The organism is uncultured Eudoraea sp. (assembly GCF_947258925.1).
GTDB lineage: Bacteria > Bacteroidota > Bacteroidia > Flavobacteriales > Flavobacteriaceae > Eudoraea.
This window is the reverse complement of record NZ_CAMYKG010000001.1, coordinates 89,603-108,971: the sequence shown is the minus strand read 5'-3', so window position 1 is coordinate 108,971 and position 19,369 is coordinate 89,603. Positions and strand designations below refer to the sequence as shown.

The 19,369-nt window shown below is 37.2% G+C and carries 15 protein-coding genes; 10 read left to right on the top strand and 5 right to left on the bottom strand.

Annotated elements, in window-relative coordinates:
- Positions 1 to 15: 15 nt before the first annotated feature.
- Positions 16 to 990: a nitronate monooxygenase family protein gene (locus Q0X77_RS00485; RefSeq protein WP_297791754.1), complete on the bottom strand. Its 975-nt coding sequence runs from the start codon at positions 988 to 990 to the stop codon at positions 16 to 18.
- Between the two features lie 252 nt (positions 991 to 1,242).
- Here Q0X77_RS00485 and Q0X77_RS00480 point away from each other — a divergent pair, with 252 nt between their 5' ends.
- Complete coding sequence (locus Q0X77_RS00480) at positions 1,243 to 3,042, top strand: DUF5060 domain-containing protein (protein ID WP_297791752.1); 1,800 nt, start codon at positions 1,243 to 1,245, stop codon at positions 3,040 to 3,042.
- A 64-nt stretch (positions 3,043 to 3,106) separates the two neighbouring features.
- On the opposite strand, the gene Q0X77_RS00475 is transcribed toward Q0X77_RS00480, so the two are convergent.
- A complete protein-coding gene (locus Q0X77_RS00475; protein ID WP_297791750.1) occupies positions 3,107 to 4,009 on the bottom strand; it encodes a DMT family transporter in 903 nt (300 codons plus the stop codon).
- Complete coding sequence (locus Q0X77_RS00470) at positions 4,006 to 4,359, bottom strand: ArsC/Spx/MgsR family protein (protein ID WP_297791748.1); 354 nt, start codon at positions 4,357 to 4,359, stop codon at positions 4,006 to 4,008. The genes Q0X77_RS00475 and Q0X77_RS00470 overlap by 4 nt, the downstream gene beginning before the upstream one ends.
- Before the next feature lie 113 nt (positions 4,360 to 4,472).
- On the opposite strand from Q0X77_RS00470, the gene Q0X77_RS00465 reads away from it, so the two are divergent.
- Positions 4,473 to 4,946 (top strand): DinB family protein, encoded by a 474-nt coding sequence (locus Q0X77_RS00465; protein WP_297791746.1) that lies wholly within the window; start codon positions 4,473 to 4,475, stop codon positions 4,944 to 4,946.
- Here Q0X77_RS00465 and Q0X77_RS00460 read toward each other — a convergent pair.
- Positions 4,943 to 5,686: a DUF3298 and DUF4163 domain-containing protein gene (locus Q0X77_RS00460; protein ID WP_297791744.1), complete on the bottom strand. Its 744-nt coding sequence runs from the start codon at positions 5,684 to 5,686 to the stop codon at positions 4,943 to 4,945. The two genes, Q0X77_RS00465 and Q0X77_RS00460, sit on opposite strands and share 4 nt — an antisense overlap.
- Positions 5,687 to 5,773: 87 nt before the next feature.
- Here Q0X77_RS00460 and Q0X77_RS00455 point away from each other — a divergent pair, with 87 nt between their 5' ends.
- The 7 genes from Q0X77_RS00455 (at position 5,774) to Q0X77_RS00425 (ending at position 16,512) form a co-directional block, all read left to right on the top strand.
- Entirely contained in the window at positions 5,774 to 6,928 is a 1,155-nt protein-coding gene (locus tag Q0X77_RS00455) for a cystathionine gamma-synthase (protein ID WP_297791743.1), read from the top strand.
- A 103-nt stretch (positions 6,929 to 7,031) separates the two neighbouring features.
- Complete coding sequence (gene gdhA / locus Q0X77_RS00450; RefSeq protein ID WP_297791741.1) at positions 7,032 to 8,375, top strand: NADP-specific glutamate dehydrogenase; 1,344 nt, start codon at positions 7,032 to 7,034, stop codon at positions 8,373 to 8,375.
- 128 nt (positions 8,376 to 8,503) lie between these two features.
- Positions 8,504 to 9,223, top strand: a complete 720-nt coding sequence (recO, locus tag Q0X77_RS00445; RefSeq protein ID WP_297791739.1) for a DNA repair protein RecO — start codon at positions 8,504 to 8,506, stop codon at positions 9,221 to 9,223.
- Positions 9,207 to 11,636 carry a TonB-dependent receptor gene (locus Q0X77_RS00440; RefSeq protein ID WP_297791737.1) on the top strand — a complete coding sequence of 810 codons (2,430 nt, stop codon included), beginning with the start codon at positions 9,207 to 9,209 and terminating at the stop codon, positions 11,634 to 11,636. Before recO ends, Q0X77_RS00440 begins: the two co-directional genes overlap by 17 nt.
- A gap of 192 nt (positions 11,637 to 11,828) precedes the next feature.
- Positions 11,829 to 15,230 carry an isoleucine--tRNA ligase gene (gene ileS / locus Q0X77_RS00435; RefSeq protein ID WP_297791735.1) on the top strand — a complete coding sequence of 1,134 codons (3,402 nt, stop codon included), beginning with the start codon at positions 11,829 to 11,831 and terminating at the stop codon, positions 15,228 to 15,230.
- 4 nt (positions 15,231 to 15,234) lie between these two features.
- Positions 15,235 to 15,618, top strand: coding sequence for a TraR/DksA C4-type zinc finger protein (locus Q0X77_RS00430; protein ID WP_297791733.1), 384 nt, complete (start codon positions 15,235 to 15,237; stop codon positions 15,616 to 15,618).
- A gap of 273 nt (positions 15,619 to 15,891) precedes the next feature.
- Entirely contained in the window at positions 15,892 to 16,512 is a 621-nt protein-coding gene (locus Q0X77_RS00425) for a lipoprotein signal peptidase (RefSeq protein WP_297791731.1), read from the top strand.
- Here the strand turns inward: Q0X77_RS00425 and Q0X77_RS00420 are convergent.
- The gene (locus Q0X77_RS00420; RefSeq protein WP_297791729.1) at positions 16,509 to 17,069 is read right to left on the bottom strand and encodes a 5-formyltetrahydrofolate cyclo-ligase; all 561 of its coding nucleotides are present in this window, start codon (positions 17,067 to 17,069) and stop codon (positions 16,509 to 16,511) included. The genes Q0X77_RS00425 and Q0X77_RS00420 overlap by 4 nt on opposite strands.
- A 507-nt stretch (positions 17,070 to 17,576) precedes the next feature.
- Between Q0X77_RS00420 and uvrC the strand changes: the two genes are divergently transcribed.
- On the top strand, positions 17,577 to 19,364 hold the full coding sequence (gene uvrC, locus Q0X77_RS00415) for an excinuclease ABC subunit UvrC (protein ID WP_297791727.1): 1,788 nt from the start codon (positions 17,577 to 17,579) through the stop codon (positions 19,362 to 19,364).
- Positions 19,365 to 19,369 lie beyond the last annotated feature (5 nt).

The window sequence follows — 19,369 nt, the reverse complement described above, 5'->3', positions numbered from 1 at the left end:
GTTAATTAGGCATGATCATTTTGGATAAATTTCCAAAAAAGTAATTTGTTCATCTATCGCTGCTTTGAATTCAGATTTGAGTTTTTCTACAAGTTCTGAAACACTTAGCACATCCTCCACGGTGGTTACGCCCTGGCCTGCTGACCATATTGTTTTCCAAGCCTTGGCTTCTGTATCCAATTCCTTTCCGAAGTCAATTTTGACATCCTTTTGTAAGTCTTCTTTTGTAATTCCTGCAGCTGCCAGACTGGCTCCAAGAAAATTGGCATGTACTCCTGATATTGCAGCTGTATACGTTATATCACTGGCTCCTGCATTAATGATCATCTGCCGATATTCTTCCGGTGCTTTACTTTCAAGGGTATTGATAAATCGTGTTCCCATATAGGCCATATCCGCGCCCATTTGAAGGGCAGATGCAATATCCCTACCTGTACTGATACAGCCTGAAAGGATAATAGTTTTATTGTAGAATTTTTTAATTTCTGCTACAAGGCTCATCGGGTTAATTGTTCCCGCATGTCCACCCGCACCCGCAGCGACCAGTATTAGTCCGTCTACACCGGCTTCCGCTGCTTTTTCAGCATGCCTTTTTTTAATTATATCGTGAAAGACAAGTCCCCCGTAGCTATGAATGGCATCAACTACCTGAGATACCGCTCCAAGTGAAGTAATAATAATGGGGACTTTATGTTTAATACACAATTTAAGATCTGCCTCCAGTCTTGGATTGGTTTGATGGACTATAAGATTAACACCAAAAGGTGCTGGCTTTTCCCCTGTCTCCTCTTCATAATTGGCCAATTCCGTATTAATTTGAATTAGCCATTCTTCAAAACCTTCACTTGTGCGTTGGTTAAGAGCGGGAAAAGTTCCAATTATTCCTTTTTTGCAACATTCTATCACTAATTTAGGACCAGAGATTAAGAACATGGGTGCGGCAATGGCAGGCAGTGAAAGTTTTTTAATAAATGCTGGTTTGTTTGTCATAGTGTTCTATTATGGGTTTAAAAATAGGGATAAATTTTTAGCCATCGCAGACCTTGGTAAATCAAATTCAACAATTGTAGAATAAGCATTAGTACCCGTATTGAGCAAAGAATTGTATAAAATTTAGCCGGACTTAATATTACTTATCACATCTTTGTTACATTAGATATCTCTGATAAGATCTAAACTTTAATTGGCTTTCTTGGCACTTCTAATAATTTGATCTGTTCATGAACATCAAATCTGCTTATTATGAAGAAAAATATTTATTTAATTTACTGCTTAGTAGCACTAACTTCATTCAGACTGGCTTTCTCTCAGAAGGAATACAGGCAGTACCAACCGATAATAATGGATTTTGAAATTGAAGCAACGAGCGAAACTGCTTCTGAAAACCCATTTACCGATTATTGTTTGCAGGTAGAGTTTACCCTAAAGGACAATGTGTTTTCAGTACCTGGTTTTTATGCGGCAGACGGGAATGCTGCCGAGACTAGCAGTTCTTCCGGGGGAACATGGAGGGTGGTGTTTACTCCGAATACCGCTGGGCTCCTGGAATATAAAGTATCCTTTAAGAAAGGCAAAAATATTGCTATGGATGAAGACATATATTCCGGTGAACCCATTAGACGCCATGACGGTAAGAGAGGTTCAATAAAGGTAGTTTTGCCCCATGAAGAAGCCACCGGATTTAATGCGAGGGGGAGGTTGTGCTATGCGAATAGTAGATATCTGCACACAGAAAACGGGGAACCTTTGCTGAAATTTGGGGCTAATTCCCCTGAGAATTTCTTAGCCTATGCAGATATTGATAGCACATATGCGTATGATCCTGAAAAGTCTTTTATAAAAACGTGGAAACCTCATGTAAAAGACTGGAGAACTGGTGATCCTGTATGGCAGGGAACTAAGGGGAAAGGAATAATTGGGGCACTCAACTATTTAGCTTCCAAAGGCATGAATAGCGTATATGCCCTTACGCTGAACATTGAAGGAGATGCAAGAGATGTGTGGCCTTTTCTGAGTCACAGAAAGAGCGACTTTAAAAGGTATGACGTGAGTAAACTTGCCCAGTGGGATATTATTTTTTCGCATGCAGAAGATTTAGGAATAATAATGAACCTTGTAACTCAGGAGAAGGAGAACGAACTTATACTGGATGATGGTTATACCAGGGACGAACGAAAGTTATATTACCGGGAACTGATTGCGCGGTTCGGGTATCACAAGAATATCATCTGGAATATGGGCGAGGAGAATGGATCAGCTCCCTGGTGGCCTAATGGACAGAACGATCAACAACGATATGCAATGATCCGATATATTAAAGATCATGATCCTTATAAAAATCCTGTGGTTATACATACTATGCCAGACAGCGAATCAAGAAATCCAATTCTTAACAAATTGTTGCATTTTGATAAGTTGGACGGTCTTTCTATGCAGGTATCCAACATAGAAAATATTCATAATGACATTATGGACTGGATACAAAAATCGAAAGAAGCAGAGCGGCCCTGGATTGTAATGATGGATGAAATCGGACCCTGGCATACAGGAACAAAAACGGATGAAGATGATCCTGCACATACCGCCTTGCGGCAGGATGCATTATGGGGAACTCTAATGGCTGGAGGTGCCGGAATAGAGTGGTATTTTGGTTGGCTCAAACCTCCACACGATTTAAATGCAGAAGACTGGCGGAGCAGAAACAATATTTGGGAGCAGTCTGCCATAGCCTTTAAGTTTTTTAAAAAACTCTCCTATAAAGAAATGGCTGTTCTTGACCATAAAATTAGAAACGCGACTAATTACTGCTTTGGTAAGGAAGGGGAAATCTATGCCTTGTATTTAAAAAATGGGGGCACAGAAAGTATAAATCTCGAGGGTTTTAAAGGTAAATTTGAAATACTCTGGTATAACCCTAGAAAAGGAGGAGACTATATTGAAGGATCAATAGAAGAGGTGGATGGAGGTACCTGGATTCAAATAGGGAGTCCACCCTCGGAAACTAATAAGGACTGGACTGCTTTGGTCCGCAAGGTAAAATAGGATTACAAGGTAAAGGGAAATGATAATAGAAAATTGGTGAAGTATCCCGTTCAACAATAGATAGCTAATTATAAATTTTACCGGGTTTTGGTTTTTTACTTACAAGATAAACCCCCAGCAAAACCAAGGATGCGGCACCTATTTTTACAGTGGTAAGAACATCTTTGCCACTAATGACGGCAAATAGAATTCCGATTACCGGTTGAACGTAAACGAATGCACTGACCGTGGAAGCCTTAAGTTGTGTAAGGGCAAAGACATTGAACAAATAAGCACAAAAAGTGGTGCCTATTACCACAAATGCCATTTTCCATATGGCTTCAAATGGCAGATCAGACCATGAAATTTCCAAAAATTCAGGAAGGGCAACAGGAAGATTATAGAAAATACCAAGCAGGAACATCCATTTCAGAAGTGTTATAGGGTGGTATTTTTCAAGTAGCTTTTTAACAAGGATTAGGTAAAGGCCAAAAAATAGGGCGTTGAGTAAAAAAAGGGTATTTCCCAACGGAATATTTGATGCATCTTGTCTAATTTCATTCCCATATAAGACAAGAAAAAGAGCACCTGCAAGCCCTATCAGAATACCCAGGATTTTGTGTCCTCTTATCTTTTCCTTGATCAGGAAAAAAGATAATATTACAACGATTATAGGAGTTGTTGTAACTAAAACGGCACTATTAATGGGCGTGGATAAATCTAAACCCTTGAAAAATGCGAGCATATTGATGGCCATCCCAAAAAGAGAACACAGCAGCACTCTTCCCCAGTCCCTCCTTTCAATTTTTTCATTAGGAGCCAAAAATGAAATACTCCAGAATAAAATAGAGGCTCCTATTACTCTGAGCATAATAAAGCCGAAAGGCTTAACATACATAGGCATCACTCCTTTAGCAATCGTATGGTTTAGGCCATAAATTGTAGTAGCACCAAATGCGGCTAATATGGCGAGGGTGCGTTTGCTCAAGAATGGATAGTTTCTTTGGCAGCTGAAATTACCTTTGGAGTATTCCCTATAAATATTTGATCGTTGACTACTATAACAGGTCTTTTAAGAAATGTATAATGTTCCAATAGCAGTGTCTCATAATCATTTTCTTCCAATTGACGGTTTTTAAGTTGCCGCTCGCGGAAAAGGCGTGCCCTTTTGCTAAATAAGGCTTCATAACTACCCGCTAAATTTCGCAGCACATTCAGCTCCACAGGGGAAATGGGGTCCGATTTAATATCCTGTAATTCTAAATCATCCAGGGGCTTTAATTCTTTTAAAATACGTTTGCAAGTATCGCAGGTACTTAAGTAGTAAATTTTTTTCATATCTAAGCGCTATCTAATTCAAAAATATGATATCCCGGCCTAATTATTTTGTAATGAATGTGCTATTTTTAGTATTTCTTTTTAAATAGTAATTAACCACAAAACACGGAGCATTGGAAAAATTATTTGACATCACCATTAAAAACAGGAAAATACTATACAAAATATTAAGGCGAACTCCTCGGGAACTCCTGCTGCAAATCCCGGAAGGTTATAGAAATAATATATGGTGGAATATAGCACATGTTGTTGTTACTCAACAACTACTAGTATACAAGTTGGGTAATCTGAAAATGCGGATTGATGATGAGTTAGTTGAAAAATATAAAAAAGGGACAGTCCCGGATACCCATCCTACAGATGAAGAGATCGGCAATATCGGAGCATTTCTAATGTCTACTATAGAATGGACCCAGGAGGATTATGAAAATGGGGTTTTTAAGGAGTATAATGAATATACAACCAGCACCAAAGTTACATTGGGTAATGTTGAAGACGCATTGGTGTATAATTTATTTCACGAAGGATTGCATCTTGGATTGATTTTGTCTTTGGAAAAAATCCTGTTAAAGGAACAGCATCTCTAGGTTCTAATATTAGCACTTAAAAATTTCTTGACATCCCTATAAGGCAGGATGAGTTCTATAGGCCCATCAGCATAGGAAGCAACTTCATATTGATTGTAGAATAGTTTAAGGCCCTCTTTTGTAAATCCAATATTTTCTGGTAAATAGAAATGGTCTTGTTCAAACATGAATCCGGTACTATTGATAGGCTCATTTTCAGGGATGTTCTGCTGTAATCTAAATTGAGTTTCTGCATACCGTTCAAAACCTTCTCTATCTTTGAACAGCTCCCAGTCATCCATTTCCTTACCTCTTTTTTTATCAAAATTTAAATAATTGGTAGATCCATAACCATGAGCTCCTCCCGTGAATAAATACGATTGAAGTTCAATAGTCAGTAGTTTTTTGTCTTCATAAATTACCTTTCCATCAAATGTTGCTTCCCATCCAATAGTCTCATCATGATAAATCTTTTTTAATTCGAAGTAGCCATCAGTAAAAGATTCCATGGCCTCCAGTATAGTTTTATCTTTAAATTCATCATCAAAAGTTAATTTGGAAATGATTTTTTTTTGTAATGCAAGATTAATGGTCTTATCGAGTTGGCTTTTGCCTGTGGCCTTTGGGATATCAATTGAAATCTCAGGGCATTCCTGACATTTGGTGTTGGCGAGTTTTAAGGATACAAATGTAATATTGCCCTTATCCTGGCAGCCATTTAATAAAGTAAGAAGAAAAAGGCAGGCTATAATATGTTTCATTGTGTAGAATTTGGATCTTTTGCAAAACTAATCATTCATTGGTTTCTCCAAAAGATAGCAATACATTTGTGGATATAAATTTTTCTTATGAGTGAAAAGAAATTGAGATTTAATAGCAAGGTAATACATGGTGGCCAAAGTCCCGATAAAGCTTATGGAGCGGTCATGCCCCCAATTTATCAAACCTCTACATATGCTCAAACCAGTCCTGGTGAGCACATGGGTTTTGAATACTCTCGCAGTGCTAACCCAACTAGAAGCGCCCTGGAGAATTCACTTGCCAGTATTGAAAACGGTAAGTATGGGTTGGCATTCGCAAGTGGTTTAGCAGCCATGGATGCAGTAATAAAACTATTGGAGCCAGGTGATGAAGTAATTTCTACGAATGATCTTTATGGTGGAAGTTATCGCCTTTTCCGGCAGATCTTTGAAAAGTATGGAATTAAATTTCACTTCACAGGGATGCAGGAAGTGGGTAATATCGCGGCCTTAATTAATCCAAAAACGAAATTAATCTGGGTTGAGACACCAACAAATCCAATGATGAATGTTATTGACCTGAAAGCAGTCTCAGAATTGGCCAAATTGAATAAACTGCTAATGGCGGTAGACAATACTTTTGCAACCCCTTATTTACAGCAACCTCTGGACCTGGGAGCAGACATAGTCATGCATTCAGCTACAAAATACCTTGGAGGACACAGTGATGTCGTTGTAGGGGCTTTGGTTGTAAAAGATGAGGTCTTAGCAGAAAAGTTATATTTCATTCAAAATGCCAGTGGAGCGGTATGTGGTCCTATGGATAGTTTTTTGGTCCTGAGGGGAATTAAAACATTACATGTTCGGATGGAACGGCATTGTGAGAATGGAATGCATATTGCGAAATTTTTAAAGGAGCATCCAAAGATTGAAAAAGTGTATTGGCCGGGTTTTGAGGATCATCCCAATCATGATATTGCTGCCAGGCAAATGAATGCATTTGGTGGAATGATATCGTTTATACCTAAAGGGAGCAATTTTAAGGAAGCCGTCTCCATAGTAGAAAAATTAAAAGTTTTTACCCTTGCTGAATCACTTGGAGGTGTAGAGAGTTTGGCCGGACACCCGGCAAGTATGACACATGCCAGTATACCTAAAAATGAACGGGAAAAAAGTGGTGTTGTTGATTCTCTGATTCGACTTAGTGTGGGAATTGAAGATGTCCAGGACCTTATTTCTGACCTGGAACAGGCAATCGGATAAATTTTATCATATTTTTAAAAAAAGCTACTCTAAATTGCAGAAAAGATATAATTTTGCGCCTGAATTTATAATTCAATAAATACTCTAGCTAATCAATTTAAGTATGAACACAACTATCGAAGCATTTATGGATGAGGTGCGGACCCGAAATGGCCATGAACCAGAATTCATCCAGGCGGTACAGGAAGTCGCTGATACAGTACTACCTTACATAGTCCAACATGAAATCTATTACGGCAAAAATATCTTATTAAGGATGGTAGAGCCGGAACGATTAATTTCTTTTAGGGTTTCCTGGGTAGATGATGACGGCGAAATACATGTAAACCGGGGATACCGTATTCAAATGAATTCTGCGATAGGACCTTATAAAGGCGGGCTTCGCTTTCACCCATCGGTAAATGCGAGTATTCTTAAATTTCTGGCTTTTGAGCAGGTATTCAAAAATAGTCTGACTACCCTTCCAATGGGCGGAGGCAAAGGAGGCTCGGATTTTGACCCTAAAGGAAAATCTGATGATGAGGTTATGAGATTTTGCCATGCTTTTATGACAGAGTTATGCAGGCATATTGGACCTAACACGGATGTTCCGGCAGGTGATATAGGCGTAGGTGCAAGGGAAATAGGATTCCTTTTTGGGATGTATAAAAAAATAAGAAATGAATTCACCGGAGTACTTACCGGGAAAGGATTATCCTGGGGGGGATCTAAAATACGTCCGGAAGCAACGGGGTACGGTACCGTTTATTTTGCTCAAAGTATGTTAAAAACCAAAAGTGAGGAAATTAAAGGTAAAACGGTTGTAGTTTCAGGATCGGGTAATGTTGCCCAGTTTGCTGCGGAAAAGATCTTGCAATTGGGAGGTAAGGTACTAACCTTATCTGATTCTGGTGGATATATCTATGACAAAGATGGGATAGATACTGAAAAATTAGAATTTGTTATGGATCTTAAGAACAACAAAAGAGGACGTATCTCTGAGTACGTAAAAAAATATAAATCAGCATCTTACCATGAAGGTAAACGTCCCTGGGGAGTTAAATGTGATATTGCCTTGCCATGTGCGACCCAAAATGAATTAGATGGAAATGATGCCAAAGAATTAATCGCCAATGGTTGTCTGTGCATTGCTGAAGGAGCGAATATGCCATCAACCCCGGAGGCAATCCATGCTTTTCATGATGCAAAAGTCTTATTTGCACCAGGCAAAGCTTCTAATGCCGGAGGTGTTGCTACCTCAGGCCTGGAGATGTCTCAAAATTCTTTGAGAATAAGTTGGACCAGGGAAGAAGTAGATGAAAGATTGCGCGGTATTATGGAAGATATTCACGACTCATGCATTGAATATGGTCAAGAGGATGACGGATATTGCAATTATGTAAAAGGCGCTAATATTGCCGGATTTGTAAAAGTGGCCGATGCCATGCTTGCTCAGGGTGTGATATAAATTTTTATTGACTGATTGACAATTATGTGGGCCTGGCTTCCAACTTTGTGAAAGTCTTGGCGCCTGTAATTGTCAATCTTATTTTATGGTTAATTCAACCTATCTTTGCCTTATTTTAAGGACTCTTGATGCAAATTACTACTAAAGCTTTAATTCTGTCTTCTTTGAAATATGGAGACACAAGTTTGATTGTAAAAGCATTTACCTATTCTGATGGTTTAAAATCGTATCTTCTTAAAGGGGTATTGGCATCTAAAAAAGGGAAATTAAAAGCTGCATACTTTCAACCCCTAACACAACTCGAAATAGTTGTACATCACAAAAATAAGGGATCTCTTGAGCGACTAATTGATGCAAAGGTCAGTTACCCCTATCAATCTGTCCATTCAGAAATGGCCAAAAATGCAATGATCTTATTTTTGGCGGAGATATTGCTCAACAGCATTTTTGAAGAAGAACAAAATAAGGAGCTATTCAATTTTCTGGAAGCATCACTTCAATGGCTCGATACCCACGATAGTATTAGCAATTTTCATCTCTTTTTCCTTTTAGGGTTATCAAAATATTTGGGGTTTTATCCTGACACTACAAATATCGGCTATCCTTATTTTGATCTTGTAGAGGGAGAATTTATTGAATCCCCGGGGATTAATCCAATTCTTAAGGGCGATATGCTTGAAACCTTTAAAGAATTTTTGGGCACAAATTTTGATGCTATTCATATGATCAGAGTGGGCAACAAGACCAGGCAAGAACTTTTACAATCCCTTGTACTCTATTTTGAAGTACATTTGCACGGATTCAAAAAACCCAGATCACTTGCTATTTTGAATGAAGTTTTTAGCTAAAATGAATAGGGGACTTTTTCTTATTATACTTCTTTTGGTAAACGTTATTTCTGCTCAGAAAATAACGATTCTTGATTCAGAAACTCAGGAACCAGTTATCAATGCTGTACTATACAACAACGACAAGTCAAAAACCGTTCTAACCGATTTTGATGGTATATCTGATCTTTCGGTTTTTAATATGGAGGAACGGATTACAATACGACATATTAGTTACCAGACCAAAAGATCCACAAAAGAGCTTCTTACCAGAAGGGGAGGGAAAGTTTATCTTACTTTAAAGAGAGAACAGCTAGATGAAGTGGTAATGTCCATTTCTAAGTGGGAACAGCAGAAAAAGGATATCCCTCAAAAGATAGTTTCCATTAATACACAATCTATAGCGTTTACAAATCCACAAACTTCTGCAGATCTATTACAAAACAGCGGACAAATTTTTGTACAAAAAAGTCAACTGGGAGGTGGAAGTCCGATCATCAGGGGATTTTCAACAAATAGACTCTTATTGTCCGTGGATGGGGTACGTATGAATAATGCCATTTTCAGAGGAGGAAATATTCAGAATATTATTTCAATAGATCCCTTTACGGTTAAAAATACCGAGGTTGTTTTTGGACCCGGTTCGGTTATATATGGAAGTGATGCAATTGGCGGGGTAATGAATTTTATCACAAATGAGGCTCAGTTTTCAGCAACAGATAGCCTGCATATTTCAGGTAATTTGAATTACAGATACGCCTCAGGGAATGATGAAAATACCGGACATTTCAAAATAAACCTGGGTACTTCTAAATGGGCTTTTCTCACCAGTGCTACCTATAATAATTTTAATGATTTAAAAATGGGTAGACATGGCCCGGATTCTTATCTCAGGAATGAATATGTAAAACGTTTGAATGGGAATGATGTATTGGTTGAAAATGAAGATCCACGGCTGCAGAAACCAACAGAATATGATCAGATTAACCTGATGCAGAAGATAACGCATAAACCGAATAATAATTGGAGGTATGATTTAGGCTTGTTTTATTCAAGCACTTCGGATTATTCGAGATACGACAGATTAATAAGGCCAAATAGTGATGGTACCGGTTTACAATCGGCTGAATGGTTTTATGGACCACAAAAGTGGTTTATGGGAAATATACAGATCTATAAAAACGGGAGCGGAAAGTTTTATGATGGCCTTAAAATTACGACCGCATACCAGAATTTTAAAGAAAGTAGAAATGAACGGCAATTTCAGGATTCAATACGATATACAACAAAGGAAAATATAGATGCACTTTCTGTCAATGTGGATTTCGAAAACAAAAAAATTGGTAATTTAAGAATGTATTATGGAGCCGAATATATTTTTAATAATGTAGGGTCTAAAGGAATACAGACCAATATTGAGAGTGGATTAGTGCAAAACGCACAGTCCAGGTATCCCGACGGTTCTACCTGGCAAACCCTGGCTGCCTATGTTAATGCCGAATTAAAATCGAAACCAAATTTTACATGGCTGGGAGGGATTCGTTATAGCCATGTATGGATAAACGCAGATTTTGATACAACTTTTTATTCTTTTCCTGTTGATAATGCTGATTTGAATAATGGTGCTTTGACAGGGAGCGTAGGTTTTAGCTGGTTTCCCAAAGCAGATTTCCAGGTTACACTAAATGGATCTACAGGATTTAGGGCGCCAAATATTGATGATATTGGTAAAGTGTTCGATTCTGAACCCGGATCTGTAGTTGTACCTAATCCCTTTTTAAAACCAGAATATGCCTATAATGCTGAAATAGGGTTGCATAAGAATTTTAAAGATAAAGTAGTCCTTAAAGGCGCTGCTTATTATACCTACCTCGTTGATGCGCTGGTGCGAAGGGATTATCAGTTTAATGGGGAAGAAGAAATCATTTATAACGGGGAATTGAGTAATGTGCAGGCTATTCAGAATGCATCGAGTGCATATGTCTACGGGTTGGAGTTTGGATTAGAAGCGTTTCTTTCTGATAATTTCTCCATCTTGTCTAATCTTACATTAACAAATGGTACCGAAGAAGATGAAAATGGTGATGACACTCCCGTGAGGCATGTTCCTCCTTCTTTTGCTGATTTTCATCTTATTTGGAGGAACCAAAAGTTGAAAACAGACCTATTCTTAAATTACAATGGGGAAATTTCCTATAACAACCTGGCTATTTCTGAAAGGAATAAAAGTTATATCTATGCCAAAGATGCAAATGGTAATCCTTATTCCCCATCCTGGTATACCTTAAATTTAAGGTCCCAATATCAGATATCTAATCCTTTAAGATTAACATTTACGATCGAAAATATAACGAATCAAAGATATCGCCCTTATTCTTCCGGAATTGCGGCAACGGGAATTAATTTTGTTCTGGGATTAAGTTTTCGTTTTTAATGGGGATAGTTGAATTTCCAAGATTTCTCCTGTATACTTTCCCAGAATAGTTCTGTATATATTTCATAGGTCTTTTGCTCCTAACAAAAGCGACACCTAGGATTAGCTAATTACATTTTTGTGAAAGACCTTAAATTTCATTCTAATTCATTAATTTTGCAGACTTAAATTACAGCAAAGGAAACCGTTACTATGAAGTTTGCGGAATATAAGGGATTAGATTTATCAAGGGTTGGAGAAGAAATACTTCAATTCTGGAAGGACCAGAATATTTTTGAAAAGAGTATTACCACAAGAGAGGGTCAGGAGAGCTATGTTTTTTATGAAGGACCACCTTCGGCCAACGGAATGCCCGGTATTCATCATGTAATATCAAGGACCATAAAGGACTTATTTCCCAGATATAAAACTATGAAGGGTTTTCAGGTAAAACGAAAAGCCGGATGGGATACGCATGGACTGCCTATTGAACTTGGTGTAGAGAAGGAATTGGGAATAACCAAAGAGGATATCGGTACTAAGATTTCAGTAGAAGAATATAATGAGGCTTGTAAAAAAGCGGTAATGCGCTATACAGATGCCTGGAATGATCTTACCGAGAAGATGGGATATTGGGTAGATATGGATGATCCGTACATTACTTATAAGCCCAAATATATTGAAACGGTATGGTGGCTTTTGAAACAGATTTATGATAAAGGCCTTATTTATAAAGGCTATACCATACAGCCTTATTCCCCTAAAGCGGGAACTGGGTTAAGTTCTCATGAATTGAATATGCCGGGCACCTACCAGGATATTACAGACACTACGGTTACCGCTCAATTTAAGATTAAAAAGAACTCAATACCGAATTTTTTAAAGGAGATTGAAGGTGACATGTATTTCCTGGCATGGACAACTACACCATGGACACTTCCTTCAAATACTGCACTTACGGTTGGCCCAAAAATTGAATACGCCTGGGTTAAAACCTACAATCAATATACATATCTGCCTACCACTGTTTTATTGGCTAAAAGCCTTATAAGCAATCAGTTTTCAGGAAGATTTTTTGAAGTAGAAAATGAAGAAGAGCTGCTATCTTATTCTAAAGAAGATAAAAAAATACCGTATTACATACAGGGATCTTGCAGCGGAGAAGAATTGGTAGGAATTGGATATGAGCAGCTAATCACTTATGCCCAACCTTATAAAAACCGGGAAAATGCATTTCGCGTTATTGCAGGAGATTTTGTTACCACAGAAGATGGTACAGGAATAGTTCATACTGCTCCTACTTTTGGGGCAGACGACATGCAGGTCGCTCAAAAAGCAGATCCGCCTGTACCACCCATGTTGGTGCTCGATGAAAATGGCACCCCGGTTCCGCTGGTGGATTTGCAAGGCAGGTTTAGAAAAGAAATGGGGGATCTTGCGGGCAAATTTGTCAAGAATGAATACTATGAAGAAGGACAAGCTCCGGAACGCTCAGTTGATGTTGAAATTGCCATTCGTTTGAAAGAAGAAAACAAGGCGTTTAAGGTCGAAAAATATCTGCATAGCTATCCAAATTGCTGGCGTACAGATAAACCAATTTTGTATTACCCTTTAGATTCATGGTTTATAAAAATCACTGATGTGAGGGAGCGTATGTACGACCTCAATGAAACCATAAACTGGAAACCAAAAGCCACAGGAGAGAAAAGATTTGGGAACTGGCTTGCGAGCGCTAATGATTGGAATCTTTCAAGATCCAGATTTTGGGGAATACCATTACCCATATGGAGAACCGAGGATGGTAAAGAAGAACTAATCATTGGTTCCGTTGAACAATTGAAAAAGGAAATGGCCAGGTCCGTAGACGCAGGGATTATGAATGCTGATGTCTTCCCTGATTTTGAAGTTGGCAATATGAATGAAGAGAATTATGATAAGATAGACCTTCACAAAAATATTGTTGATCAGATTGTCCTGGTTTCAGATTCAGGAAAACCGATGAAACGGGAAAACGACCTTATTGATGTTTGGTTTGATAGTGGCTCAATGCCTTATGCACAGTGGCACTATCCGTTTGAAAACAAAGAGATTATTGATCAGCGGGAAAGTTTTCCGGCAGATTTTATAGCAGAAGGTGTTGACCAGACCAGAGGATGGTTTTATACATTGCATGCGATCGCTACATTGGTTTTTGATTCCGTAGCGTATAAAAACGTGGTTTCCAATGGGTTAGTTCTAGACAAGGAAGGAAAAAAAATGTCGAAACGGCTGGGGAATGCAGCAGATCCATGGTTGACTATAAAAGAATATGGTCCGGACGCTACGCGTTGGTACCTTATTTCTAATGCCAACCCATGGGATAACCTAAAGTTTGATTCTGAGGGAATAGCTGAAGTAAAAAGAAAATTTTTCGGAACACTTTACAATACCTATTCTTTCTTTTCTTTATATGCCAATATTGATGAATTTGATTACTCTGAAGAGGAAATTCTACTGGAAAATCGTCCGGAGATTGATCAATGGATATTATCAGAGTTGCATACACTAATTAAAACAGTGGATGAAGCTTATGCCAATTATGAACCTACTAAAGCTACACGCGCCATTGCATACTATGTACAGGAAAACCTAAGTAATTGGTACGTTCGTTTAAGCAGAAGAAGGTTTTGGAAAGGGGATTACCAGGAAGATAAAATATCTGCTTATCAGACCCTTTATACCTGTCTTGTAACTATTGCCAAACTCTCTGCACCAGTTGCGCCATTCTTTATGGACAGGCTGTTTCTGGATTTAACCCGGGCAACAGCTAAGGATGCTTCCGACAGTGTTCACCTGGCTAGCTTTCCGGAATATGATCCTTATTATGTAAACAAGGAATTGGAAAGTAAAATGCAAAAAGCACAAAGCATTTCTTCTCTTGTTCTGTCTATTCGTCAGAAAGAAAAGATAAAGGTTCGCCAACCTTTGCAAAAAATTATGATTCCGGTTTTGGATGAAAAACAGCGCTCAGAGATTCAGGCTGTCGCAGATTTAATCAAGACCGAAGTAAATGTAAAAGAGATTAAACTTTTGGATGATGCTTCAGGAGTCCTCGTAAAAAGGATAAAGCCTAACTTTAAAGTATTGGGGCCGAGATTTGGTAAAGACATGAAGCTGATAAGTGCGGCTATTGGCAAACTGGGTCAAAATGAAATCCAAAAAATTGAACGCGAAGGGAAAATTTCACTTGATATAAATAATAAAATTATTATATTACAGTTAGAGGATGTAGAGATATCCTCTCAGGATATAGAAGGCTGGCTTGTTGCCAGCTCAGGCACTTTAACCGTAGCATTGGACATTACTATTGATGATGAACTGAAACAGGAGGGGATTGCTAGGGAATTGGTAAATAGAATTCAAAACCTAAGGAAAGATTCGGGTTTTGAGGTAACAGATAAAATAGATATTAGAATATTAAAAGACGGTTTGGTTGAAAGAGCGGTTAAGAGCAATATTAGCTATATTAAAAATGAAACCTTAACTTCTGAACTTAATTTTGAAGAACAAATGGAAGATGGCGTTGCTATTTCCTTTGATGATGTAAACACAAAATTGTCTATCCAAAAACACTAAAATTATGGGACAAGATTTAAAAGTAAGGTATAACGATAAAGAATTGGAAGAATTCAAGGTACTTATAGAAGAAAAGATAGAGAAAGCAAAAAGCCATCTCGATTTGCTCAGGAGCTCTTACATGAATGATGGAAATAATGGTACAGATGATACCTCTCCAACGTTCAAGGCTTTTGAAGAGGGTTCTGAGACTATGAGTAAAGAAGCAAATACTCAGTTGGCTATACGCCAGGAAAAATTTATTCGCGATCTGAAAAACGCCTTGCTAAGAATAGAAAATAAGACTTATGGTATTTGCCGTGTTACCGGTAAACTTATCAATAAGGAAAGGCTTAAATTAGTTCCTCATGCCACCCTTAGTATCGAGGCTAAGAATATGCAAAAATAAATAGTTGTCCTGTCGGAGAACTTGTTACTAGATTTAACAGAGGATTGCCCTTTAGGAATTTTACAATTTTATCCTTGTAACAATACCCCTCTTTGGTTTGGAATTGCTGTTCCAGGCCTCATAATGCTATTGTGATTATTGGATTTATTGGGATAGAAAAAAATCCCTCGTTTGTGCTTCTTTGAATCCATGGCACCATAGGTTTAATTTAAATGAATATCCAGCCCTATTGTTGGAAGAATACTTATTTTAGCCGAATCTATTGTGTCAAGAATGATTTTTAAAAAGTCCCTGCTGATTATTGTTATTGTTTTAGTAATAGATCAGCTTAGTAAAATATATATCAAAACGCATTTTGAACTTGGAGAGGCAACCGAAGTCTTCTCCTGGTTTAAAATTCTATTTATTGAGAATGAAGGCGCCGCATGGGGTGCTAAATTAAGTGATATCCTACCGGTATCTGACAAAATTGGCAAGTTGATACTCACTGTTTTTCGTCTTTTTGCAATTATTGGAATAGGATATTGGTTATACGATATTATAAAGAAGAATTCGACAGCTACATTAATTACCGCTGTGTCCTTAATTTTTGCCGGAGCCGTTGGTAATATTATCGATTCCCTTTTCTATGGCATGATTTTTAACGATAGCTATAACCAGGTAGCTACACTATTTTCAGAAGAACCTTATGGTAGTCTGTTTTATGGTAAAGTAGTTGATATGCTTTATTTTCCCCTTATTGACGCAAATTGGCCTCAATGGGTGCCTTTTGTCGGAGGTGATAATTTTAGATTTTTTGAACCTGTGTTTAATGTAGCTGACACAGCTATAAGTACAGGTGTTGGAATATTAATAGTATTCAACAAAAAGGCATTTGGAAAGAAAGAAGATTAAAAAGTAAAAACTTTTTCTGGAGTGATGCAGTAATCCATTCGTAAATCGTGTTTCTGCACATCACTTATTTTACTTACAGGCTTAAATAGGGAAAGCCCTATTTTTAGAACGTCTTCACGACATTCATTTATAAACATATCGTAATATCCTTTCCCATAGCCAACTCTGTAACCAAGTTCGTCAAATGCCAGAAGGGGGATAAATACAACATCGATTTTGTTCGGTGGTACTTCTAACCCATCTTCGGGTTCCGGAATATGCCATTTATTTTTTCTGAACGTTGTATTGTCTGTGAGTAAATAATGAATTAATTTCCTGTTATCTAATACCTTGGGGACAACAATATTTTTGTCCTTTCCCTGTAGAATGGATATAATGAAACTCGTATCAATTTCATTTTTTTCGGTGATTGACAGGAATAAATGATAGTAATCAAATTTCCATACCGGTAGTTGCAAAAGATTATTTGCAATTCTTAAACTGTAATTGGGAATTACTTCTGAAGATAATTCTTTTCTAAATTTGAGGTGGTTTAATCGAAGCTCTTTTTTTAGCATAATAATCGATTAAACATGTAGCTAGTTTGGGGAACTATTTTAATAAAATTAATCCTTTGCTGCAACAGCAAAATATATTTTAAAAAATAGCATCAAAATAAGGTACATACCTAAAGTGATGACATAATTTTCCATGTAGTTTGTAAAATTTATTGGTTAAATATAAATAAAAAAATGGCATTAATCCTATGAAGAGCACATTTTAATCGATGAAATGCACAATATTTACAATTCTTTTAACATACAGCCAGTCTATATTTTTTGTTAAAAATCATTGTTATAGCCGCAACATACAGATTGTCAAATAGTTATATTTTTCATTGGGAAACCGGTCCTGTAATGTTCAAAGTATCTGGAATTCAAATGCTTTAATAAACCATTAACTGTTTCTTGACTAATCCTCTTTTCTCTGGTAATTATAGGGATGGGAGGACATTTATTAATGATAAAGTAACTTACATTAAAAGGATAGTAACTTACATTTGTAATGAAGTTCTATTCAGACTTATGGCAGATATCCCTTTAGATATTAAATTGAGTACATTACCCCATAGCCCCGGAGTTTATCAATTCTATGATGTAGAGGGTAAAATTTTATATGTAGGTAAAGCAAAAAATTTAAAAAAAAGAGTTACTTCTTATTTTAACAAAAGACATGAGTACGGCAAAACTCGTGTCATGGTTAAGAAAATCCATTCTTTAAAACATATTGTCGTTAAAACGGAATCAGATGCGTTATTGTTGGAGAATAACCTGATCAAAAAATATCAGCCAAGGTATAATGTCATGCTGAAAGATGATAAATCTTATCCCTGGATTTGCATCAAGAATGAACGTTTTCCGCGAATATTTCCAACTCGGAAACTTATTAAGGATGGCTCTGAATATTATGGGCCCTATACCAGTATGAAAACCGTGAAAGTTCTGCTCGAACTTATTAAAAGTGTATACCAATTACGCACTTGTAATTATGATTTATCTTCTGAAAAAATCAATACAGGTAAGTACAAATTGTGTCTGGAGTACCATCTCGGTAATTGTAAAGGGCCATGTGTTGGGCTTCAAACTTCAGAGGAATACGATAAACAGATAGCTGATATAAGACAAATAATTAAGGGTAATTTTAAGTCCTCCCTTCACTACTTTAAAAAACAGATGAAGATATTTGCGCGTGAAATGCAATTTGAAGAGGCCCAGCGTGTTAAAGATAAAATAGAAGTGCTTGAAAACTACCAGGTAAAATCTACAATAGTAAACCCAAGAATAAACAATGTTGATGTTTTTAGCATTATTTCCGATGATGCTTATGCTTATGTTAACTTCCTGCAACTTTCTCATGGATCTATTGTGAGGTCCCACACAATAGAAATCAAGAAAAAGTTACAAGAATCCGATAAAGAGCTTCTTCAATTGGCAATTATTGAAATTCGACAGCGTTTTAATTCTCAGTCCGGCGAACTTATTCTCCCTTTTTCATGTATAATAAGCGAGGATTTAAAAGTCACGGTTCCCAAATTGGGTGATAAGAAGAAGTTATTGGAGTTGTCGGAAAGAAATTCGAAATATTATAGGCTGGAAAGATTTAAGCAGGTAAAGATCACAGATCCCGATAGGCATTCTAATCGAATCATGGCACAGATGAAGACTGATCTGCGACTCTCTGAAGAACCCAGGCATATTGAGTGTTTTGACAATTCAAACATTCAGGGAAGTAACCCTGTTGCTGCATGTGTGGTTTTCAGAAATGGTAAACCTTCTAAAAAGGAGTACCGGCATTTTAATATTAAAACTGTAGATGGCCCTGACGATTACAAATCAATGGAAGAAGTGGTATTCAGACGCTATAAGAGATTGTTAGAAGAAGATGCAGGTCTGCCACAACTTGTTGTGATAGATGGAGGTAAAGGACAATTGTCGTCTGCTGTTAATAGCTTGGATTTATTGGGGCTTAGAGGCAAAATAGCAATTATTGGGATCGCAAAAAGACTGGAAGAAATATATTTTCCAAATGATTCAATACCCTTATATCTGGACAAAAAATCGGAATCCCTTAAAATAATTCAACAATTGAGAAATGAGGCCCATAGGTTCGGAATTACTTTCCATAGAAATAAGCGAAGTAAAGCTGCCATTGATTCTGAACTGGAACATATTAAAGGCGTGGGAAAAAAAACAGCAGAAGTATTGCTCAAAAAATTTAAATCTGTAAGTAGAATAAAAAAAGCTTCTGTTAAAGATCTTTCTGATATTGTTGGAAAGTCTATGGCAAAGAAAATTTATGAAAACTTCCATTAATACTT